At 71.1% G+C, this 21,139-nt stretch carries 19 protein-coding genes; 11 read left to right on the forward strand and 8 right to left on the reverse strand.

What is annotated here, in order from left to right; translation table 11 throughout:
* Positions 1-26 precede the first annotated feature (26 nt).
* The gene (locus tag ACFVVO_RS13340) at positions 27-296 is read right to left on the reverse strand and encodes a DUF2530 domain-containing protein (protein ID WP_390054440.1); all 270 of its coding nucleotides are present in this window, start codon (positions 294-296) and stop codon (positions 27-29) included.
* A 150-nt stretch (positions 297-446) separates the two neighbouring features.
* On the opposite strand from ACFVVO_RS13340, the gene ACFVVO_RS13345 reads away from it, so the two are divergent.
* Entirely contained in the window at positions 447-1,898 is a 1,452-nt protein-coding gene (locus ACFVVO_RS13345; protein ID WP_390054442.1) for an NCS2 family permease, read from the forward strand.
* A 10-nt stretch (positions 1,899-1,908) separates the two neighbouring features.
* Here the strand turns inward: ACFVVO_RS13345 and ACFVVO_RS13350 are convergent, their stop codons facing one another.
* A complete protein-coding gene (locus ACFVVO_RS13350) occupies positions 1,909-2,091 on the reverse strand; it encodes a ribbon-helix-helix protein, CopG family (protein ID WP_199210976.1) in 183 nt (60 codons plus the stop codon).
* Between the two features lie 155 nt (positions 2,092-2,246).
* Here ACFVVO_RS13350 and ACFVVO_RS13355 point away from each other — a divergent pair, with 155 nt between their 5' ends.
* Together ACFVVO_RS13355 and ACFVVO_RS13360 are read left to right on the forward strand one after the other, a co-directional pair.
* The gene (locus tag ACFVVO_RS13355; protein WP_359548596.1) at positions 2,247-2,684 is read left to right on the forward strand and encodes a MarR family transcriptional regulator; all 438 of its coding nucleotides are present in this window, start codon (positions 2,247-2,249) and stop codon (positions 2,682-2,684) included.
* Between the two features lie 52 nt (positions 2,685-2,736).
* The gene (locus tag ACFVVO_RS13360) at positions 2,737-4,074 is read left to right on the forward strand and encodes an MFS transporter (RefSeq protein ID WP_390054444.1); all 1,338 of its coding nucleotides are present in this window, start codon (positions 2,737-2,739) and stop codon (positions 4,072-4,074) included.
* Between the two features lie 19 nt (positions 4,075-4,093).
* On the opposite strand, the gene ACFVVO_RS13365 is transcribed toward ACFVVO_RS13360, so the two are convergent.
* Positions 4,094-4,681, reverse strand: a complete 588-nt coding sequence (locus ACFVVO_RS13365) for a Uma2 family endonuclease (RefSeq protein ID WP_390054446.1) — start codon at positions 4,679-4,681, stop codon at positions 4,094-4,096.
* Between the two features lie 104 nt (positions 4,682-4,785).
* On the opposite strand from ACFVVO_RS13365, the gene thpR reads away from it, so the two are divergent.
* The gene (gene thpR / locus ACFVVO_RS13370) at positions 4,786-5,358 is read left to right on the forward strand and encodes an RNA 2',3'-cyclic phosphodiesterase (protein WP_390054448.1); all 573 of its coding nucleotides are present in this window, start codon (positions 4,786-4,788) and stop codon (positions 5,356-5,358) included.
* Between the two features lie 250 nt (positions 5,359-5,608).
* Here thpR and ACFVVO_RS13375 read toward each other — a convergent pair whose 3' ends face one another.
* From ACFVVO_RS13375 to ACFVVO_RS13385, 3 genes are all read right to left on the reverse strand, one after another.
* Complete coding sequence (locus tag ACFVVO_RS13375) at positions 5,609-6,601, reverse strand: aldo/keto reductase (RefSeq protein WP_390054450.1); 993 nt, start codon at positions 6,599-6,601, stop codon at positions 5,609-5,611.
* Positions 6,602-6,662: 61 nt separating this feature from the next.
* Positions 6,663-7,256: a Uma2 family endonuclease gene (locus tag ACFVVO_RS13380; RefSeq protein WP_390054452.1), complete on the reverse strand. Its 594-nt coding sequence runs from the start codon at positions 7,254-7,256 to the stop codon at positions 6,663-6,665.
* A gap of 88 nt (positions 7,257-7,344) precedes the next feature.
* Positions 7,345-8,028 carry a GDSL-type esterase/lipase family protein gene (locus ACFVVO_RS13385; RefSeq protein WP_390054454.1) on the reverse strand — a complete coding sequence of 228 codons (684 nt, stop codon included), beginning with the start codon at positions 8,026-8,028 and terminating at the stop codon, positions 7,345-7,347.
* A gap of 88 nt (positions 8,029-8,116) precedes the next feature.
* Here ACFVVO_RS13385 and ACFVVO_RS13390 point away from each other — a divergent pair, with 88 nt between their 5' ends.
* The gene (locus ACFVVO_RS13390; protein ID WP_390054456.1) at positions 8,117-9,082 is read left to right on the forward strand and encodes a WD40 repeat domain-containing protein; all 966 of its coding nucleotides are present in this window, start codon (positions 8,117-8,119) and stop codon (positions 9,080-9,082) included.
* 136 nt (positions 9,083-9,218) lie between these two features.
* Entirely contained in the window at positions 9,219-10,730 is a 1,512-nt protein-coding gene (locus ACFVVO_RS13395; RefSeq protein WP_390054458.1) for a cellulase family glycosylhydrolase, read from the forward strand.
* Between the two features lie 105 nt (positions 10,731-10,835).
* On the opposite strand, the gene serC is transcribed toward ACFVVO_RS13395, so the two are convergent.
* The gene (gene serC, locus ACFVVO_RS13400; RefSeq protein ID WP_390054459.1) at positions 10,836-11,954 is read right to left on the reverse strand and encodes a phosphoserine transaminase; all 1,119 of its coding nucleotides are present in this window, start codon (positions 11,952-11,954) and stop codon (positions 10,836-10,838) included.
* A gap of 157 nt (positions 11,955-12,111) precedes the next feature.
* Here serC and ACFVVO_RS13405 point away from each other — a divergent pair, with 157 nt between their 5' ends.
* Positions 12,112-14,958, forward strand: a complete 2,847-nt coding sequence (locus ACFVVO_RS13405) for an FAD-binding and (Fe-S)-binding domain-containing protein (protein ID WP_390054461.1) — start codon at positions 12,112-12,114, stop codon at positions 14,956-14,958.
* A 281-nt stretch (positions 14,959-15,239) separates the two neighbouring features.
* Positions 15,240-16,187: a DMT family transporter gene (locus ACFVVO_RS13410; protein WP_390054462.1), complete on the forward strand. Its 948-nt coding sequence runs from the start codon at positions 15,240-15,242 to the stop codon at positions 16,185-16,187.
* A 27-nt stretch (positions 16,188-16,214) separates the two neighbouring features.
* Here the strand turns inward: ACFVVO_RS13410 and ACFVVO_RS13415 are convergent, their stop codons facing one another.
* On the reverse strand, positions 16,215-16,955 hold the full coding sequence (locus ACFVVO_RS13415; protein ID WP_390054464.1) for a class I SAM-dependent DNA methyltransferase: 741 nt from the start codon (positions 16,953-16,955) through the stop codon (positions 16,215-16,217).
* A 119-nt stretch (positions 16,956-17,074) separates the two neighbouring features.
* Between ACFVVO_RS13415 and ACFVVO_RS13420 the strand changes: the two genes are divergently transcribed.
* From ACFVVO_RS13420 to ACFVVO_RS13430, 3 genes are read left to right on the forward strand one after another with little or no spacing between them, the layout of a single operon-like run.
* A complete protein-coding gene (locus ACFVVO_RS13420; RefSeq protein ID WP_390054465.1) occupies positions 17,075-17,869 on the forward strand; it encodes a TIGR03084 family metal-binding protein in 795 nt (264 codons plus the stop codon).
* Positions 17,866-19,542 carry an acyclic terpene utilization AtuA family protein gene (locus ACFVVO_RS13425; protein ID WP_390054467.1) on the forward strand — a complete coding sequence of 559 codons (1,677 nt, stop codon included), beginning with the start codon at positions 17,866-17,868 and terminating at the stop codon, positions 19,540-19,542. The genes ACFVVO_RS13420 and ACFVVO_RS13425 overlap by 4 nt, the downstream gene beginning before the upstream one ends.
* Positions 19,539-21,137, forward strand: coding sequence for an acyl-CoA carboxylase subunit beta (locus tag ACFVVO_RS13430; protein ID WP_390054469.1), 1,599 nt, complete (start codon positions 19,539-19,541; stop codon positions 21,135-21,137). Before ACFVVO_RS13425 ends, ACFVVO_RS13430 begins: the two co-directional genes overlap by 4 nt.
* The last annotated feature ends 2 nt before the right edge of the window (positions 21,138-21,139 follow it).

Raw genomic sequence — 21,139 nt, forward strand, 5'->3', positions numbered from 1 at the left:
CCTGCGCTGGTTGGAGAGGCCGGCCGCTACCTGCCGGTGGTGGCCGCCTTCAGCGCCGCGTCCCGCTTGATCGCCGCGTCCCGCCTGCGGACGTACCAGATGCCGATCAGGCCAAGACCGCCGCCGGCCAGACAGGTCCACACCCACCACAGGTGGCCGTGGGCGTCGAACCAGCCGTAGAAGGGGAGCTGGACCAGGAAGAGGACGAACCACACGATCGTGCCGCCGGTGATGGTGGCGACCACGGGCCCCTCCAGGGGCTCCGGCGCCTCGTGCTTCGGGGTCCACTTCGTCATGGGGGACAGCTTACGAGGCGGTCAGGTCTACGCGCGGAGATGGCGATTTACCGCTCATACGTTCATACTGAAACCGTTTGTCTTTGGCCGCTTCTGTTCGTATGAAACTCCAACGGGGCTCGGGGGAACCCCGCTGGTGATGAGGTCCTCATGTCCACCTCGGCACCTGCCAAGGTCCCCGCCCCCGAGCAGCCGGGCGGCACGCCCGCCTACGGCGCTCTCGACCGCTACTTCCGGATCTCCGAGCGCGGCAGCACGCTCGGCCGCGAGATCCGGGGTGGTCTCGCCACCTTCTTCGCGATGGCGTACATCATCGTGCTGAACCCGATCATCCTCGGCAGCGCGAAGGACATGTACGGGCACCACCTGGACAACGGCCAGCTGGTGACCGCGACCGCGCTGACGGCCGCGTTCACCACGCTGCTGATGGGCGTCATCGGCAACGTGCCGATCGCGCTCGCCGCCGGCCTCGGTGTGAACTCCGTCGTCGCGCTCCAGCTCGCCCCCCGGATGTCCTGGCCGGACGCCATGGGCATGGTCGTGCTGGCCGGCTTCGTGGTCATGCTGCTGGTCGCGACCGGCCTGCGCGAGCGCGTGATGAACGCCGTGCCGTTCGGTCTGCGCAAGGCGATCGCGATCGGTATCGGCCTGTTCATCATGCTGATCGGCCTGGTCGACTCCGGCTTCGTCACCCGTATGCCGGACGCCGCGCAGACCACCGTCCCGCTGCAGCTCGGCGTCGGCGGCCACCTCAACGGCTGGCCGGTGCTGATCTTCGTCCTGGGCGCGCTGCTCACCTTCGCGCTGATCGTCCGCAAGGTGCCGGGCGCGATCCTGATCTCCATCGTCGGGATGACCGTCCTCGCGCTGATCATCAACTCGGTCGCCCATGTCTCCGCCTGGGGCCTGACGGTCCCGAAGTGGCCCGGCAACCCGGTGGCCACGCCCGACTTCGGCCTGGTCGGCCAGTTCAGCCTCTTCGGCGGCTTCTCCAAGGTCGGCGTGCTGACCGGCGTCCTCTTCGTCTTCACGGTCCTGCTGTCGTGCTTCTTCGACGCGATGGGCACGATCATGGGCATCGGCGACGAGGCCAAGCTGACCGACGCCCAGGGCTACATGCCGGGCATCAACAAGGTCCTCTTCGTCGACGGCATCGCGGTCGCGGCGGGCGGCGCCAGCTCCTCCTCGGCCACCACCGCGTTCGTGGAGTCCACGGCGGGTGTCGGCGAGGGCGCGCGCACGGGTTTCGCGAACGTCGTCACGGGCGCCCTCTTCGCGGTGGCCCTCTTCCTCACTCCGGTCGCCACCATGGTCCCGTCCCAGGCGGCCACGCCGGCCCTGGTCGCGGTGGGCTTCCTGATCCTCTCGAACTCCGTCAAGGAGATCGACTGGGCGGACTACACCATCGCCATCCCGGCCTTCGTGACCATGATGATGATGCCGTTCACCTACTCGATCACCAACGGCATCGGCATGGGCTTCATCACCTTCGTGGTGCTGCGCCTGGCCGCCGGGCGGGCCCGCGAGGTCCCGGTCGCGATGTACGTCGTCGCCGCGGTGTTCGCCTTCTACTACCTGATGCCGGCCCTGGGTCTCAGCTGAGGCGCGGGCGTCAGGTGACGCCGTAGAACTTCTCCGTCTCCTCGACGGCGGTCTGGAACCGTTCGTCGAAGTCGTCCCGAATGAGCGTGCGGACCACATAGTCCTGCACGCTCATTCCTCTTCTCGCCGCGTGATGCCGGAGCCGTTCGAGCAGCTCCCCGTCTATCCGCAGGCTGAGCACAGTGGTCCCCATGCGTATGAGGGTCGCCACATCCGGCCGTCCCATGCGTCACTTTCCGCATTCGTCTCACTCTTACGGGTGATCAATAGGCCGAGTGGCGGGCGTCACGGGCAGCCGGCCCCCTCCCCGGTGGTCCTTAGCGAGGGTAATGAGTTACGCTAATGAACATGCCGGACCTCAACCATGGCGACGACGCCGCCGCCGTGAACTCCCTGCGCTCCGCCGTGATGCGGCTGTCCCGTCGGCTCAAGCACCAACGGGTCGACGAGTCGCTGAGCCCCACCGAGATGTCGGTGCTGGGCACCCTTTCCCGTTGTGGCACCGCCACCCCGGGCGAACTCGCCCGCAAGGAACACGTGCAGCCGCCGTCGATGACCCGCATCGTCGCGCTGCTGGAGGCCAAGGGGCTGGTCCGGCTCGAGCCGCACCCCGAGGACCGTCGCCAGAAGGTCGTCACCAGGACCGAGCAGGCCGAGGCGATGCTCGAGGAGAGCCGCCGCAAGCGCAACGCGTTCCTGGCCGGCCTGGTCGACGCCCTCGACGAGGACGAGTGGGCCAAACTCCGCGCCGCCGCCCCGGTGCTGGAGAAGCTCGCGCATCTGTAGCTCGCGCGTCCGTGAAGCAGCCATAGCAGTCACCGCAAGGAGGCGAACTCGTTTGAGTACGGGATCCGGAGCAGCTTCCGCCCCCGCACCGATCACTACTACCCCCACCGCCCGCAGGACCTCGATGTTCAGCTCGCTGAGGGTCCGGAACTACCGCCTGTTCTTCGCCGGCCAGGTCGTCTCCAACACGGGCACCTGGATGCAGCGCATCGCCCAGGACTGGCTGGTGCTCAGCCTCACCGGTTCCTCCGCTGCCGTCGGCATCACCACGGCCCTGCAGTTCCTGCCCATGCTGCTGTTCGGCCTGTACGGCGGCGTCCTGGTCGACCGGCTGCCCAAGCGGCCCACCCTCCTGGTCACCCAGGCGGCCATGGCCATGACCGGCCTCGCGCTCGCCTTCCTGACCCTCTCCGGTCACGTCCAGGTCTGGCACGTCTACGTCGCCGCCTTCGCCGTCGGACTCGCCACGGTGGTCGACAACCCCGCCCGGCAGTCCTTCGTCTCCGAGATGGTCGGCCCCGGCCAGCTCCAGAACGCGGTCAGTCTGAACTCCGCCAACTTCCAGTCCGCCCGGCTGGTCGGACCCGCCGTCGCCGGCCTCATGATCACCGGTGTCGGCACCGGCTGGGCGTTCCTCGCCAACGGCCTGTCCTTCGCCGCGCCCATCGCCGGTCTGCTGCTGATGCGCTCCCGCGAGCTGCACGTCGTCGAGCGCGCGCCGCGCGGCAAGGGCCAACTGCGGGAGGGCCTGCGCTACGTCGCCGGGCGCCCGGAGCTCATCTGGCCGATCGTCCTCGTCGGCTTCATCGGCACCTTCGGCTTCAACTTCCCGGTGTGGCTGTCGGCCTACGCCGACGACGTCTTCCACTCCGGCGCCGGCGCCTACAGCCTCTTCAACACCCTGATGGCCGTCGGCTCCCTCGGCGGCGCCCTGCTGGCCGCCCGCCGCGGCACGGCCCGGCTGCGGCTGCTGATCGCCGCCGCGCTGGCCTTCGGCACGCTGGAGACGCTGGCCGCGCTGGCCCCGTCCTACTGGCTGTTCGCGCTGCTCATGGTCCCGATCGGGGTCTTCGGTCTGACGGTCAACGTCACCGCGAACACGGCGGTCCAGATGGCCACCGATCCGGCCATGCGCGGGCGGGTGATGGCCCTGTTCATGATGGTCTTCATGGGCGGTACGCCGCTGGGCGCACCGGTCGTCGGCTGGATCACGGACACCTACGGCGCCCGGGTCGGCTTCGCCCTCGGCGGTGTGATCTCGGCCGTGGCCGCCGCCACGATCGGCCTGATCCTGGCCCGCATCGGCGGGCTGCGCCTGTCGGTGGTCTGGCACCGCGGCCACCCGCAGGTGCGGTTCGTGCCACGGGAGCAGCTGGCACCGGCGGCCTGACGCCCGGGAGGAGCGGGACTCAGTCGCGGGGGAACTCGTCGGTCTTGAGGACGAGGCCGAGGGGGGTGTCCGTGAGGTCCAGCTCCTCCCCGAAGTCCGCCTTCACTTCGCGAGCGTACTTACCGCCCCTGGGGTGGGTGAGGACACGGCACTCACCCCGGTAGGGGTCGGCGATGACGTAGACGGGAACCTCGGCCTCGGCGTAGGCGGCCTTCTTGGGCCCGTAGTCGTTGGCGGCGGTGCCCCGGGAGATGACCTCGGCGACGAACTCGACGTCACCGCAGTGCCAGCGGCCGTCCTCGGTCCTCGCGGCGCCCTCCGTCATCACCGTGACGTCGGTCGCGAACCCGTTGAGGTGACCCGGGTAGTCGATGCGCACATCGGACTTCACGCGCTTGCGCGGGTACTTGGCACGCAACTGCTCGACGATGTCCAGGATGATCTCCCAGTGGCTGTCCCGCTGCGGCGACATGAAGACGGTCCCCTCGACGATCTCGACCTTGTATCCCTCGGGGACGGGCATCTTCTCGAGCCGCTCGAACATCTCGTCGAGCGTGATCGTGTTGTCGCTCTCGGCCATCGCGATCCTGTCTTCGAGGACGGTCATCGTGGCGCTCCTCCCCGGCTGCCTCACGAGCGAACGCAGCCGCGCGGTACAACGATACGCACGGTCATCCGGACACGCCGGGGCGTGCGCGGGAGACTGGCGGCATGAGACTCTTCGCCGCCCTGCTGCCCCCGGACGACGTCGCCGACGCGCTCGCCCGGGAGGTGGCCGCGCTGCGGAAGCTGCCCGGTGCCGACGGGCTGCGCTGGACCGGGCGTCCCGGCTGGCACTTCACGCTCGCCTTCTACGGCGAGGTCGACGAGGAGCTGGTACCGGAGCTGCGGGACCGTCTGGAGCGCGCGGCGGGCCGTACGCCGGCCTTTCCGCTGGCGCTGAGCGGCGGAGGCCAGTTCGGGCGCGGTAAGGCGCTTTGGACGGGCGCTGACGGCGATCTGCGCGCCCTGGGACTGCTGGCCGGACGCGCGGAGGCGGCGGCGCGCAGGAGCGGCATCGAGATGGGGGAGCACCGCCGCTACCAGGCGCACCTGACGGTGGCCCGCAGCCGGTCGACGGTGGACGTACGCCCGTACGTGACGGCACTGCACGACTTCGGCAGCCGTACCTGGACGGTGGACGATCTGGTCCTCGTGCGCAGCCACCTGCCGAAGTCCGGCGTGCCCGGCGAGCAGCCCCGCTACGAGCCGGTCGCCCGCTGGGCACTCGGCGCGGCCGGTTAACCTCGATACGTGGACCCGAAGACCCGTAACCAGATCATGGCCGTCGCGCTCGTGCTGATGTTCGCCGTCGTCGCCCTGGCGGCCGCGCTCGGCAGGTGACGCCCGGGCGCGGCCGCGGAGGGGCTGTCCGGCGGATCGGGCCGGTTCCAGGTGACGGTGTCCTGTCAGTGCTGGTGAGCGGGGCGTGCCACGCCCCGTGATTCCGGCATGGTCCGCCGGCCAGGCCCTGAGCGATCGGTGGTGGCGTGGCTCACCAGGCGAAGGCCTCCGGGGACGGCCCCGGGCCCGGGAAGACCTCGTCGAGGCCGGTCAGCAGTTCCTCGCTCAGCTCCAGCTCCACGGCCCTGATCGCCGACTCGAGCTGCTCGGCGGTGCGCGGTCCGACGATCGGGCCGGTGACGCCGGGCCGGCTCAGCAGCCAGGCCAGGGCGGCCTCGCCGGGCTCCAGGCCGTGCTTGTCGAGCAGGTCCTCGTAGGACTGGATCTGTGCGCGGGCGGTGGGGTCGGCGAGGGTGTCGGCGGCCCGCCCGGAGGCGCGGCGCCCGCCCTGCACCTCCTTCTTGATGACTCCGCCCAGCAGACCGCCGTGCAGCGGCGACCAGGGGATGACCCCGAGGCCGTACTCCTGCGCGGCCGGGATGACCTCCATCTCGGCGCGGCGCTCGGCGAGGTTGTACAGGCACTGCTCGCTGACGAGCCCGATGGTGCCGCCCCGCCGGGCGGCGATCTCGTTGGCCTGGGCGATCTTGTAGCCCGGGAAGTTGGAGGAGCCGGCGTAGAGGATCTTGCCCTGCTGGACCAGCACGTCGATCGCCTGCCAGATCTCCTCGAAGGGAGTGTTCCGGTCGACGTGGTGGAACTGGTAGAGGTCGATGTAATCGGTCCGCAGCCGCTTCAGGCTGGCGTCCACGGCGCGCCGGATGTTGACCGCGGAGAGCTTGTCGTGGTTGGGCCAGGCGGCGCCCTCGGCGCCCATGTTGCCGTACACCTTGGTGGCGAGAACGACCTTGTCCCGGCGCTCGCCGCCCTTGGCGAACCAGTTGCCGATGATCAATTCCGTACGGCCCTTGTTCTCGCCCCAGCCGTAGACGTTGGCCGTGTCGAAGAAGTTGATGCCCGCGTCCAGCGCCGCGTCCATGATCGCGTGGCTGTCAGCCTCGTCGGTCTGCGGGCCGAAGTTCATGGTGCCGAGGACGAGTCGGCTGACCTTGAGTCCCGTGCGTCCTAGCTGCGTGTACTTCATGGTGTCCTAGCCAACGGCTTGGAGTGCGCTCGAAGCAAGGGGAGCCGGCCGGCCGGGGCCTTCAGTCGCGGGGGAAGGCGTCCGTCTTCAGGACGAGGTCGACCACCGTGCCGGTCAGGTCGATGTCGGTGCCGAAGTCCATTTTCCTGGGCTCGGCGTAGTCGCCGTCCTTGGGGTCGGTGAATACGAGGCAACGCCCCTGGTAGGGATCGGCGATGACGAAGACGGGGACCTCTGCGACCGCGTACGCGGTCCTCTTGGGGCCGTAGTCGTTGGCGGCGGTGCCCGTTGAGATGACCTCGGCGACGAACTCGACGTCCTGGTGACGCCAGTGGCCCGTGTCGTCCTTCTTCGCCGAGTCCTTGAGCAGGGCGATGTCCGGGCAGAAGCCGTTCTCGTGGCCCGGGAAGTCGATCCGGACGTCCGAGAACACCTTGACCTCCCTCCCGAACCTGTCCTCGAGAGCCCAGAGGAACGCGCGAATGATCAGCCAATGAGTGTCCCGCTGCGGCGTCATGAAGACGTTGCCCCCGACGATCTCGACCCTAAATCCTTCGGGGACGGGCATCCGCTCGAGGCGCTCGAACCAGTCGTCCAAACGCTGGGTGTTTGCGTCGGCGTCGGCCATCGCGATCCTGTCTTCGAGGACGGTCATCGTGGCGCTCCTCCCCGGCTGCCCCATGGACAGGTGCAGCCGCGCGGTTCAACGATACGCACGGTGACGGGGAAACGACGGAATCAGGTCAACCTGTTCCAGTCGCGTACGCCTGTCCGATTCCCCAGGCCTCCCACATCGCACCGGCGAAGGCCTCCGCGATCCGGTGCTCGCCGCTCGCGTTGGGGTGCGTCCCGTCGTAGGTGTCCGCGTGGACGTCGTACGCCTTGGGCGGCGAGGCCAGCAGCAGTGGGGAGCGGGGCTCGTCCAGGTCGGCCACCGTCTTGGCGAGCAGCACGTTGAACCGATCGACCTGGGTCGCGAAGACCTCGTCCGCCTGGGCGCGGATGTTAGGGATCACCGGCAGCATCACCATGCGAATACCCGGCCGGGTCTCCCGGGCGCCCGCGACGAACGCCCGTACGTTCTCCGCCGTCTGCTCGGCGTTGGTGTAGAAGCCGAGGTCGATCAGGCCCAGGGAGACCAGCAGCACGTCGGCCCGGTGCTTTTGCACCGCCCCGCCTATCAGCGGCGCCATGTGCAGCCAGCCCTCGCCCCAGCCGGCCAGATGGGCCCGGGGGAACTCCGGCTCCGCGTACGCGTACGACACCGGCGCCTCGGCCACCTTGTCGTACAGCTCCTCGCGCGGGCCCACGAGGGTGAACGGGCCGCCGTGCGAATCCCGCAGATGCTGCCACAGACGGTAACGCCACGTGTGTTCGCCCGCGCTCCCGATCGTCATCGAGTCCCCCACGGGCATGAACCTGAGCACTCGCTCATGATGGACGATCACCGCGGCCGGTGGGATGTGAGGCCCGACACGTCCACCGGACCCATGGAGCGAATGGCAGGCTTGGGGCATGCGTCGACCGTTCGCCCTGCTTGCCGGGGCCCTGCTCGCGGGTGCCTGCGCGCTGCCCGCCTCCGCCGCCGACGGTGATCAGGGATTCACCATCAAGGACCCGAGGATCACCGAGTCCAGCGGCCTGGCCGCCTCCCGGCTGCACCCCGGCATCTACTGGACGCACAACGACAGCGACGACGGGCCGTACATCTACGCCGTGGACAGCGCGACCGGCAACACCGTCGCGACGGTGACCCTGCGCGGTATCGGCTCCCCGCGCGATGTGGAGTCCATCTCCATCGGCCCGCACAACGAGATCTACGTCGGCGACATCGGGGACAACTTCGACGGCAGATGGCCGTACGTCTGGATCTACCGGCTGCCCGAGCCGAAGGTGCTGAAAGACCAGACGGTCACGGCCAAGCAGTACGTGGTCAAGTACTCCGACGGGCCGCGCGACGCCGAGTCGCTGCTCGTCCACCCGGAGACGGGGCGCGTGTACATCATCGACAAGAAGGAGGACGGCGGGCACCTGTTCGAGGGACCCTCGACGCTCTCCACCTCCGGGGCGAACATCTTCCGGCCCGTCGCCGCGGTCGACCTGTGGGCCACCGACGCCGCCTTCTCCCCGGACGGCCGGCAACTGGCGGTGCGCGGGTACTTCGGCGGCATCTACTACGACTGGAACGGCGGGCGGATCAAGCGCGCGGGCCGGCTCGACGTGCCCCTGCAGGGGCAGGGCGAGTCCCTGACGTACTCCACCGACGGGACCAGGCTGATGTACGGCAGCGAGGGTGCCGGCAGCTCGGTCCAGGCGCAGGACGCGCCGGGGGACCACTCCGCGAAGTCCCCTGCCGGAAACGGTGGTTCGGCGTCCGACGGGGCCGGTGGCAGCGCCGGGCGCCTCAAGGTCGGGGCCGCCGTCGTCGCCGTGGGCGCGGCCGTCCTCCTCGGGCTGCGGCTGCTGCGCCGGCGCGGCTGAGCGCCGCCCCCGCGGCGGAGTCCGACCGCCGGCCATCTTGACGTGGTCATGGCGTCCCAGTTTCCTGGAGGTGCGCGGTACATGGGAGCGCTCCCATCTGTTCCGGGGCCGCGCCTCCCGAGAGGAACCGAGGCCCATGTTCCGCAGCTTGCGAAGAGCGCTGTGTGCTGCCGCCGCCGCGCTCCTGCTGCCCCTGGCGGGCGCACACCAGGCGCACGCGGCCGCCGCCCCCGGAGCCGGCTACTGGCACACCAGCGGCCGGCAGATCCTGGACACGGCCGGACAGCCGGTGCGCATCGCGGGGATCAACTGGTTCGGGTTCGAGACCGGCAACCACGTGGTGCACGGCCTCTGGTCGCGCGACTACAAGAGCATGATCGACCAGATGAGGTCGCTGGGCTACAACACCATCCGGCTGCCCTACAGCGACGACGTCCTCAAGTCCGGCACGATGCCCGAGAGCGTCGACTTCTCCGGCGGCAAGAACGCCGATCTGCAGGGCCTCACCTCGCTCCAGGTCATGGACCGGATCGTGTCCTACGCCGGCCAGGACGGCCTGAAGGTCATCCTCGACCGCCACCGGCCCGACTCCGGCGGCCAGTCGGCCCTCTGGTACACCGCGTCCGTGCCCGAGTCGACCTGGATCGCCAACCTGAAGGCGCTGGCGGCCCGTTACAAGGGTCAGGACACGGTCATCGGCATCGACCTGCACAACGAGCCGCACGACCCCGCCTGCTGGGGCTGCGGCGACCAGGCCACCGACTGGCGGCTCGCGGCCGAGCGGGGCGGCGACGCGGTGCTCTCCGTCAACCCCGATCTGCTGGTCTTCGTCGAGGGCGTGCAGACGTACAACGGCGTGTCCGGCTGGTGGGGCGGCAACCTGATGGGCGTCGCTCAGTACCCGGTCCGCCTCGACGTGGCGAACCGCGTCGTGTACTCCGCCCACGACTACGCCACCAGCGTGGCCCAGCAGAGCTGGTTCAACGATCCGTCCTTCCCCGCCAACATGCCCGGGGTCTGGGACAAGTACTGGGGCTACATCTTCAAGCAGAACATCGCGCCGGTGTGGGTGGGCGAGTTCGGCACCACCCTGCAGTCGGCCGTGGACCAGAAGTGGCTGGCCGCGCTGGTGAGTTACCTGCGGCCGACGTCGACGTACGGCGCGGACGCGTTCCAGTGGACCTTCTGGTCGTGGAACCCCAACTCCGGTGACACGGGCGGCATCCTCAAGGACGACTGGTCGACCGTGGACACGGTGAAGGACGGGTATCTGGCGAGCGTGAAGGCGCCGTTGTTCCCGGGCACCGGGGGCGGGAGCGGTGGAGACGGTGGCGGTGGCGGCGATTCCGCCGCCTGCGGCGCCTCCTACGCCGTCAGCAGCGACTGGGGGAGCGGCTTCAACGCCCAGGTGACGGTGACGAACACCGGGACCGCCGCCCTCAAGTCCTGGAAGGTGACGTGGACGTGGAGCGGTTCACAGCAGATCACGTCCATGTGGAACGCCACGTACACGCAGAGCGCGACCGGTGTCACGGCTGTGAACGCCGCTCACAACGGCAGTGTGCCGGCGGCCGGTTCCACGAGCTTCGGCTTCGGCGGCGCGCCCGGTGGCGGGGCGGTGCCGTCGCTGACCTGCACGGCGACGTGAACGATCCGGCCCGTACGGCGGCATGAGAGCGGCCGGTACGACGGCATGAGAAAAGGGCGCCCGGTGCGACAGCCGCCGGGCGCCCTCCCGCTCGTACCCGGAGGGTCAGAGCTTCTCGATCACGTAGTCCACGCACTTCGTCAGCGCCTCGACGTCCGCCGGGTCGATCGCCGGGAACATCGCGATCCGAAGCTGGTTGCGGCCGAGCTTGCGGTACGGCTCGGTGTCCACGATGCCGTTGGCGCGCAGCACCTTGGCGACGGCGGCCGCGTCAATCTCGTCGGAGAAGTCGATGGTGCCGATGACCTGCGAGCGCTTGGCCGGGTCGGTGACGAACGGGGTGGCGTACTTGGACTCCTCCGCCCAGCCGTACAGGCGGGTCGAGGAGTCCTTGGTGCGGGCCGTGGACCAGTCCAGGCCGCCCTGGCCGTTGATCCACTCGAGCTGCTCGTTCAGCAGGAAGAGGGTGGCGAGGGCCGGGGTGTTGTACGTCTGGTTCTTGCGGGAGTTGTCGATCGCCGTCGGCAGGCTGAAGAACTCCGGGACGTGCCGGCCGGAGGCGTGGACGCGCTCGGCGCGCTCGATGGCGGCCGGGGAGAAGACGCCGATCCACAGGCCGCCGTCGGAGGCGAAGGACTTCTGCGGGGCGAAGTAGTAGACGTCCGTCTCGGCGACGTCGACCGGGAGACCGCCCGCGCCGGAGGTGGCGTCCACCAGGACGAGCGCGCCCTCGTCGGCGCCGGCCACGCGCTTGATCGGCATGGCGACACCGGTGGAGGTCTCGTTGTGGGTGAACGCGTAGACGTCGACACCCGCCTCCGCGTGCGCCTCGGGGTGGGTGCCGGGGTCGGCGGCGACGACGGTGGGGTCGGCCAGCCAGGGGGCGAGCTTGGCGGCCTTGGCGAACTTCGAGGAGAACTCACCGAAGTTGAGGTGCTGGGACTTGTTCTCGATCAGTCCGTGGGTGGCGATGTCCCAGAAGGCGGTGGAGCCGCCGTTGCCGAGGACCACCTCGTAGCCCTCGGGGAGGGAGAACAGCTCGGAGATGCCCTCACGGACCTTGCCGACCAGGTTCTTCACGGGCGCCTGGCGGTGGGAGGTACCCAGGAGGGACGTGCCAGTGGCGGCGAGGGCGTCCAGCGCCTCGGTCCGCACCTTGGAGGGGCCAGCGCCGAAGCGTCCGTCGGCGGGCTTGATGTCAGCGGGGATCTGGATGTCGGCCACGCTTCGGAGGGTATCCGCTGCGCGAAACGGCACGGAAACCGTGTCCGTCCGATGAGACGAGTCCGCCGGGTCATGGACTTGTGCGGTTGTACGACGAAACGGGTGCGGCTGTGGAAAAGTTTCGGTGACTGTAAGTGATCGCATGCATCCTGGACCCATGACGGATCTCTCGGGTCTTGCGGCGGAGCTTCGCGGGGCCGTCCGGGGCGAGGTCGGCTTCGACATCACCTCCCGGGCGCTCGTGACGATGGACGCGTCCAACTACCGGCGCGTGCCGGCGGGGGTGGTGGCCCCGCGGGACGCCGCCGACGTCGCGGCCGTGCTGGAGGTGTGCCGGGCACGCGGGGTCCCGGTGGTGGCGCGCGGCGGGGGCACCTCGATCGCGGGGCAGGCGACCGGCACGGGCGTGGTGCTGGACTTCACCCGGCACATGAACGGGCTGCTGGAGCTGGACCCGGGCACGCGCACGGCCGTGGTCCAGCCGGGGCTCGTCCTCGACCGCCTCCAGGAGGCCGCCGCTCCGCACGGACTGCGGTTCGGCCCCGACCCCGCCACGCACAGCCGGTGCACGCTCGGCGGGATGATCGGCAACAACTCGTGCGGCTCCCACTCCGTCGCCTGGGGCACCACGGCGGACAGTGTGCGGGAGCTGTCCGTCATCACCGCGCGCGGGCAGCGGCTGCGGCTCGGGCGGGACTGGGCCGGGGCGCCGGAGGGGCTGCGCGAACTGGTGGCGGGCGAGCTGGGCCGGCTGCGCACCGGCTTCCCCGAGCTGCCCCGCCGTATCTCCGGGTACGCGCTCGACGCCCTGCTGCCCGAGAAGGGCGCCGATGTCGCCCGCTCCTTCTGCGGCTCCGAGGGCACCCTCGGCATCCTGACGGAGGCGGCCGTACGGCTGGTGGAGGTTCCGCGCGCGCGTGCGCTGGCGGTGCTGGGGTACGGCGACGAGAGCGCGGCCGCCGAGGCCGCGGCGGGACTGCTCCCGTTCGGGCCGCTGACCGTGGAGGGCATGGCGGCCGACCTGGTGCCCTCGCCGGCCGGGCTGCCCAGGGGGGACGCATGGTTGTTCGTGGAGACCGGCGGCGGGACGGCGGCCGAGGCACGCGCGCGGGCTGAGGCGATCGTCCGCGCGGCGGACGTCGTCGACTCCCTCGTGGTCACCGACCCGGCGGCGCAGCGGGCCCTGTGGCGCGTCCGCGAGGACGCGAGCGGTACGGCGACCCGGATGCCTGGGGGCACCTCCCGGACGAAGTCTGGGGGAGGGGGGGAGGCCTGGCCCGGCTGGGAGGACTGCGCGGTGCCGCCGGACCGGCTCGGCGCCTATCTCCGGGACTTCCGGGCCCTGCTGTCCTCCCACGGCCTGCGCGGCACTCCGTACGGCCACTTCGGTGACGGCTGCATCCACGTCCGTATCGACTTCGACCTGCTCACCGAGGCGGGCGTAAGCCGCTTCCGGCGCTTCTCCGGCGAACTCGCCGACCTGGTGGTGGCCCACGGCGGCTCCCTGTCCGGGGAGCACGGCGACGGCCAGGCCCGCGCGGAGCTGCTGCCGCGGATGTACGGCGAGGAGATGGTGCGGCTCTTCGAGCGGGCCAAGGCGGTCTGGGACCCCGACGACCTGCTCAACCCCGGGATGCTGGTCCGCCCGGCCCCGCTGGACACGAACCTCCGCTTCTCCGTGCTGCCCCGCCGCCCGGTGGACGTCGCCTTCGGCTATCCGGCCGACGGCGGCGACTTCCGGGCCGCCGTCCGCCGCTGCGTCGGCGTCGCCAAGTGCCGTACGACCACGGCGTCCGGGCCCGCCGTGATGTGCCCCTCGTTCCGGGCGACGGGCGAGGAGGAGCACTCCACCCGGGGCCGGGCCCGGCTGCTGCACGAGATGCTCGCGGGCGAACTGGTCACGGACGGCTGGCGCTCCACCGAGGTCCGGGACGCGCTGGACCTGTGCCTGTCCTGCAAGGGCTGCCGCTCGGACTGCCCGGTCGGCGTCGACATGGCCACCTACAAGGCGGAGTTCCTGCACCACCACTACCGGGGCCGGCGCCGACCGGCCGCCCACTACACCATGGGCCGGCTGCCGGTGTGGCTGCGCTGGGCGGCCCTGACCGGCACCGCGCGGCTGCTCAACCGGCTCGCCTCGCTGCGCCTGCCGGCCCGGATCGGCAAGCGGCTGGCCGGAATCGCCCCGGAGCGGGACATCCCCAGGCTGGCGCCGCGGACGTTCAGCCGCTGGTGGCGGCGGCGCGAGCGGCGGAGTACGGGGGACCTGGTCGTGCTCTGGCCCGACACCTTCACCGAGCATCTCTCGCCCTCGGTCGGACAGGCGGCCGTGCGGGTGCTGGAGGCCGCCGGGCTCAGGGTGGTGCTGCCACCGTCCCGGCCGGCCGGCGGCGGGGTCTGCTGCGGCCTGACCTACGTCTCCACCGGCCAGCTCGACCGGGCGCGCACGGTGCTGCGCCGCACCCTGGACCTGATGGAACCGGTGCTGAGCAGGGGCACTCCCGTCGTCGTCCTGGAACCGAGCTGCGCCGCGGCCCTCCGCGCCGACCTGCCGGAACTGCTGCCCGACGACCCGCGCGCAGCCCGGCTGTCGTCGGCGGTCCTCACCTTCGCCGAGACGCTGCGGCGGCACGCCCCCGACTGGACCCCGCCCGCCGTCGGCCGCCCCGTCGCCGGGCAGACCCACTGTCATCAGCACGCGGTCCTCGGTGACGGCGCCGACCGCGCGCTGCGCGAGTCCGCGGGCCTGACCGGCGAGCTGAGCGGCGGCTGCTGCGGCCTCGCGGGCAACTTCGGCTTCGAGAAGGGCCACTTCGAGGTCTCCCGGGCCTGTGCGGAGGAACAGCTCCTGCCGTCGATGCGGGCGGCCGCAGAGGGGACGGTGATCCTGGCGGACGGCTTCTCGTGCCGGACCCAGCTGGAGCAGCTGGCCGGGGTGCGGGGGCGGCATCTGGCGGAGGTGCTGGCGGACGCGCTGGACGCCGGGACGGGAGCCGCGAAGTGACGGCGGAGACGGAACACGGCCGTGTGGCGGTCCTCGATCCACGGTCACGGTCCAGTCGTAGGAGCCGGCTGCACGCACAGGCGCTTTCCGGCCGGTCGGAGCACGATGGGAAGGCGAGGCGGCTCATCCGCGTGTCCCGCCGTCGGGTCCCGCGCACGCGGCGTCCCAGCATCCGGGACAGCCTCATAGCGGCTTCACACTCCTGACCAAGTCCATTACCCTGGACTTGGTAGTATACCAAGATGAACATGATCTGATCCCAGCCAGCCCCAGGACCGCCCGTGAGCACCTCCAGCCACACCGTCCCCTCGACGCAGCATGCGCCGGCATCCCCCGAGGGCGCACCGCGTCGGTCCGGTTCGTTCGGCTCGCTCGGGCCGGTCGGTCTGGTGCTGGCCGGCGGGATCTCGGTGCAGTTCGGCGGAGCGCTCGCGGTGACCCTGATGCCGAGGGCCGGCGCGCTCGGTGTCGTCACCCTGCGGCTCCTCGCGGCTGCCGTGGTGCTGCTGGTGGTCTGCCGGCCCCGGCTGCGCGGTCACTCGCGCACCGACTGGGGCACCGTGATCGTCTTCGGTATCGCCATGGGCGCGATGAACGGCCTCTTCTACGAGGCGGTCGCCCGCATCCCGCTGGGCCCCGCGGTCACCCTGGAGGTCCTCGGACCGCTGGCCCTGTCCGTACTGGCGTCCCGCCGGGCGATCAACGCGCTGTGGGCGGCCCTCGCCCTGGCGGGGGTCTTCCTCCTGGGCGGCGGAGGCTTCAGCGACCTGGACCCCACAGGTGTCGCTTTCGCTCTGGGCGCCGGCGCGATGTGGGCGGCCTACATAATCTTCAGCGCCCGCACGGGCCGCCGTTTCCCGCAGGCGGACGGCCTGGCGCTGGCGATGGCGGTGGCCGCCCTGCTCTTCCTCCCCCTCGGCATCGCCGAGGCCGGTAGTCGCCTGCTGAACCCCACCACCGTCGCCCTCGGCTCGGCGGTGGCGCTGCTCTCCTCGGTACTGCCCTACACCCTCGAACTCCTGGCGCTGCGCCGCCTGCCCGCCCACACCTTCGCCATCCTCATGAGCCTGGAGCCGGCCATCGCGGCCACGGCGGGCTTCCTGGTGCTGGGCCAGGCGCTCTCCGCCACGGAGGCCGCCGCCATCGCCCTGGTGATCGCGGCGACCATCGGTGCGGTGCGGTCCCAGATCGGGCGCGGCAAGGTCCCGGCCCCGGCCCCCGAGGCCTGACCGTCGCGCGGCCCGTGCGCCCGGAGTTCAGCCGGCCGGCTTCTCCCACACCGACACATGCTGCCGGCTGTCACTCGTGAAGGGCTCCCGCGTCCAGCCGTCCCACCGCGAGTGCGGCCGCAGCCCCGCGAGGCGGGCCATCAGGTCCAGCTCCGCGGGCCACACGTAGCGGAACGGAATCGAGAAGTAGGTCGCCCGGCCGTCCGCGACCCGCACATGGTGCGAGCTGACGGACTGCGTCGCCACGTCGTACAGATCGAAGCCCAGCCGTCCCTCGTTCACGCGGAACGGCACCGCGCTCTGTCCGGGCGGCAGCCGGCGCAGGTCCGGCACCCCGACCTCGATGACGAAGCGGCCGCCGGGCTCCAGATGGTCGGCCGCGTTGCGGAAGCAGTCCACCTGGGCGTCCTGGGAGGTGAGGTTCATGATCGTGTTGAAGACCAGGTAGGCGACCCGGAAGGTGCCGTCCACCTTCGTCGTCGCGAAGTCCCCGACCGTGACCCCGACCGCGTCACCGCCCGGCTTGGCCCGCAGCCGGTCCACCATCGCCCGGGACAGGTCGACGCCGTGCACCTCGACCCCGCGCCGCGCGAGCGGCAGCGCGACGCGCCCGGTCCCGACCCCGAGTTCCAGCGCCCGCCCGTCACCGGCCAGCTCCGCGAGCACCCCGACCGCGGGTCCCACGACCCCGTCCTCGAACATCTCCGCCACCGACTCGTCGTACGAAGCCGCGACAGACTCCCCGAAGTACCCGTCCTCATCGACCATGTCCCGACGGTATGGGGAGAGCACCGGGCGCCGCGCGGCCTTTTCGGCGGGCACGCGTCCCGCGGAAATTAATGCAAGCATGCTTGATTGTTTCTGGGCCCGCTGCCATGCTCCCCCTCATGGCCGACCCGACGCCCGTCATCGACGACCTGTGTGCCGAAAGCGACGAACTCGACCTGTTGGTCGCGGACTTGAGTCCGGAGCAGTGGGCCCGGCCCACTCCCGCACCCGGCTGGACCGTCGCTCACCAGATCGCGCACCTCGCCTGGACCGACCGCTCGGCCCTGCTGGCCGTCACCGACGCAGGGGCCTTCCAGGCGCTGGTCGAGAAGGCGCTGGCGGCCCCCGACTCGTTCGTGGACGAGGGTGCGGAGGAAGGCGCCCGGCTGCCGTGCGCCGAGCTGCTGGCGGTGTGGCGTGCCGGACGGGACGCCCTGCAGCGGGCCGTGCGTGCCGCACCGGCCGGAAGCCGGTTCCCCTGGTACGGGCCACCCATGTCGGCCGCCTCCATGGCCACCGCCCGCCTCATGGAGACCTGGGCCCATGGGCTGGACATCGCCGACGCCCTCGGTGTGGTCCGCCCACCCACCGACCGGCTCAGGCATGTGGCACGGCTCGGCGTGCGGACCCGCGACTTCGCCTACATGGTGCACGGACTCACGCCGCCCGCCGACGAGTTCCGTGTCGAGCTCCGGGCGCCGTCCGGTGACCTGTGGGTGTACGGGCCGGAAGACGCCTCCCAGCGTGTCACCGGGCCCGCGCCGGACTTCTGCCTGCTCGTCACCCAGCGGGCCCACCGCACCGACCTCGCACTGCGCGCCGAGGGCCCGGACGCCGACCGCTGGCTCGGCATCGCCCAGGCCTTCGCGGGCCCGCCCGGCACCGGCCGCCCGCCGCAGGAGGGCACCCGGTGAACGCGTTGCGCATCGGCAACTTCTCCGGCTTCTACGGCGACCGCTTCGACGCGCTGCGCGAGATGCTCACCGGCGGCGAGGTCGACGTGCTCACCGGTGACTACCTCGCCGAACTCACCATGCTCATCCTCGGCCGCGACCGTCTGAAGGACCCCTCCGCCGGGTACGCCCGCACCTTCCTGCGCCAGTTGGAGGACTGCCTCGGCCTCGCCCACGAGCGCGGAGTGCGGATCGTCACCAACGCGGGTGGGCTGAATCCGGCCGGACTCGCCGAGCGGGTCCGGGAGTTGAGCGAGCGGCTCGGCATACCGGTGCGGGTCGCCCATGTCGAGGGGGACGATCTCGGCGCCGCCCACCCCGGAACCCTCGCCGCCCACGCCTACCTGGGCGGCTTCGGGATCGCCGAGTGCCTGCGGGCGGGCGCGGACGTCGTCGTCACCGGGCGGGTGACGGACGCGGCGCTGGTCACCGGGCCCGCCGCCGCCCACTTCGGCTGGCAGCCGGGGGAGTACGACCGGCTCGCCGGTGCCGTCGTCGCCGGGCATGTGCTGGAGTGCGGGACGCAGGCCACCGGCGGCAACTACGCGTTCTTCGGGGAGGGAGACGTACGCCGTCCCGGCTTCCCGCTCGCCGAGATCCACGCCGACGGCAGCAGTGTCGTCACCAAGCATCCCGGCACCGGCGGCCTCGTCGACGTCGGCACGGTCACCGCCCAACTGCTGTACGAGACGGCCGGCGGCCGGTACGCCGGGCCGGACGTCACCGCCCGGCTGGACACCGTACGGCTGAGCCAGGACGGGCCGGACCGGGTGCGGATCGAGGGGGTGCGCGGGGAGGCGCCGCCGCCGACGCTCAAGGTCGGGCTCAACCGGCTCGGCGGCTTCCGCAACGAGGTCGTCTTCGTCCTCACCGGACTCGACATCGAGGCCAAGGCCGCCCTCGTGCGCGAGCAGCTCACGAACGCGCTCGCCAAGTCGCCGCCCCAGGAGGTCCGCTGGGACCTGGTGCGCACCGACCGCGCCGACGCGGACACCGAGGAGACGGCGAGCGCCCTGCTGCGCCTGGTCGTCCGGGACCCGGATCAGCGGCTCGTGGGACGCGCCCTGAGCGGGGCCGCCGTGGAGCTGGCCCTGGCCAGCTACCCCGGCTTCCATGTGCTCGCCCCACCGGGGAAGGGCGCACCCTATGGCGTCTTCGAGGATGTGTACGTGCCCCATGGTGCCGTCGACCATGTGGCCGTCCTCAACGACGGCCGCCGTATCCCTGTGGCACCGGCTGGGGACACGGCCGCACTGGACGCCGTACCGGAACCCGCGCTGCCCGAACCGCCGCCGCCCGGACCGGTCCGCCGGGCGCCCCTCGGTCTGGTCGCCGGAGCCCGCAGCGGAGACAAGGGCGGGAACGCCAACGTGGGGGTGTGGGCGCGGTCGGACGAGGCCTGGCGGTGGCTCGTCCACGAGCTGACCGCCGACCGGTTCCGGGAGCTGATTCCCGAGAGCCGGAACCTGCCCGTCACCCGGCACGTGCTGCCCAACCTGCGCGCCCTCAACTTCGTCGTGACCGGCATCCTCGGCGCCGGCGTCGCCGCGCAGGCCCGCTTCGACCCGCAGGCCAAGGCCCTCGGCGAATGGCTGCGCTCCCGCCACCTGGACATCCCGGAGGCCCTGCTGTGACCGTCCTGCCCTCCGCCCTCGACATCGACGGCCCCGACTACCTGGCCAACCGCGAGGCCATGCTCGCCAAGCTCGCCGACCTGGAGGCCGAGCACGCCAAGGCGCTCGCGGGCGGCGGCGAGAAGTACGTCGAGCGGCACCGCAAGCGCGGCAAACTGCTCGCCCGCGAGCGCATCGAACTGCTCCTCGACCCGGACACCCCGTTCCTCGAACTGTCCCCGCTCGCCGCCTGGGGCAGCGACTACACGGTGGGCGCCTCGCTGGTCACCGGCATCGGCCTGGTCGAGGGCGTGGAGTGCCTGATCACCGCCAACGACCCGACCGTGCGCGGCGGCGCCAGCAATCCATGGAGCCTGAGGAAGGCGCTGCGCGCCAACGACATCGCGCTCGCCAACCGGCTGCCCTGCATCAGCCTGGTGGAGTCCGGCGGCGCCGACCTGCCGTCCCAGAAGGAGATCTTCATCCCCGGAGGCGCCATCTTCCGGGACCTCACCAGGCTCTCGGCGGCCGGCATCCCGACCGTCGCCGTCGTCTTCGGCAACTCCACCGCCGGCGGCGCCTACGTCCCCGGCATGTCCGACCACGTGATCATGGTCAAGGAACGCGCCAAGGTGTTCCTCGGCGGTCCGCCGCTGGTGAAGATGGCGACCGGCGAGGAGAGCGACGACGAGTCCCTCGGTGGCGCCGAGATGCACGCGCGCGTGTCGGGGCTCGCCGACCACTTCGCCGTCGACGAACGGGACGCGCTCCGGCAGGCCCGCCGGGTCGTCGCCCGCCTCAACCACCGCAAGGCCCATCCGGATCCCCCCTTCGCACAACCACCCAAATACGACAACGAGGAACTGCTGGGCATCGTTCCCGGCGACCTGAAGATCCCCTTCGACCCCCGCGAGGTCATCGCCCGGCTCGTCGACGGCTCCGACTTCGACGAGTTCAAGCCGCTGTACGGGACGAGCCTGACGACCGGCTGGGCCGCGCTGCACGGCTACCCGGTCGGCATCCTGGCCAACGCCCAGGGCGTGCTGTTCAGCGCGGAGTCGCAGAAGGCCGCCCAGTTCATCCAGCTCGCCAACCAGCGCGACATCCCGCTGCTGTTCCTGCACAACACCACGGGCTACATGGTCGGCAGGGAGTACGAGCAGGGCGGCATCATCAAACACGGCGCCATGATGATCAACGCCGTCAGCAACAGCCGCGTGCCCCATCTGTCCGTCCTCATGGGCGCGTCGTACGGCGCCGGGCACTACGGCATGTGCGGCCGCGCCTACGACCCGCGCTTCCTGTTCGCCTGGCCCAGCGCCAAGTCGGCCGTCATGGGCCCCCAGCAGCTCGCGGGCGTGCTCTCCATCGTCGCCCGGCAGTCGGCGGCGGCGAAGGGCCGGCCGTACGACGACGACGCGGACGCCGCCCTGCGCACCATGGTGGAGCAGCAGATCGAGTCCGAGTCGCTGCCGATGTTCCTGTCCGGGCGGCTGTACGACGACGGCGTCATCGACCCGCGCGACACCCGCACCGTTCTCGGCCTGTGCCTGTCCGCCATCCACACCGCCCCCTTCGAGGGCGCGCGCGGCGGCTTCGGCGTCTTCCGGATGTGAGG

This window comes from Streptomyces sp. NPDC058145, assembly GCF_042884245.1.
Taxonomy (GTDB): Bacteria; Actinomycetota; Actinomycetes; order Streptomycetales; family Streptomycetaceae; genus Streptomyces.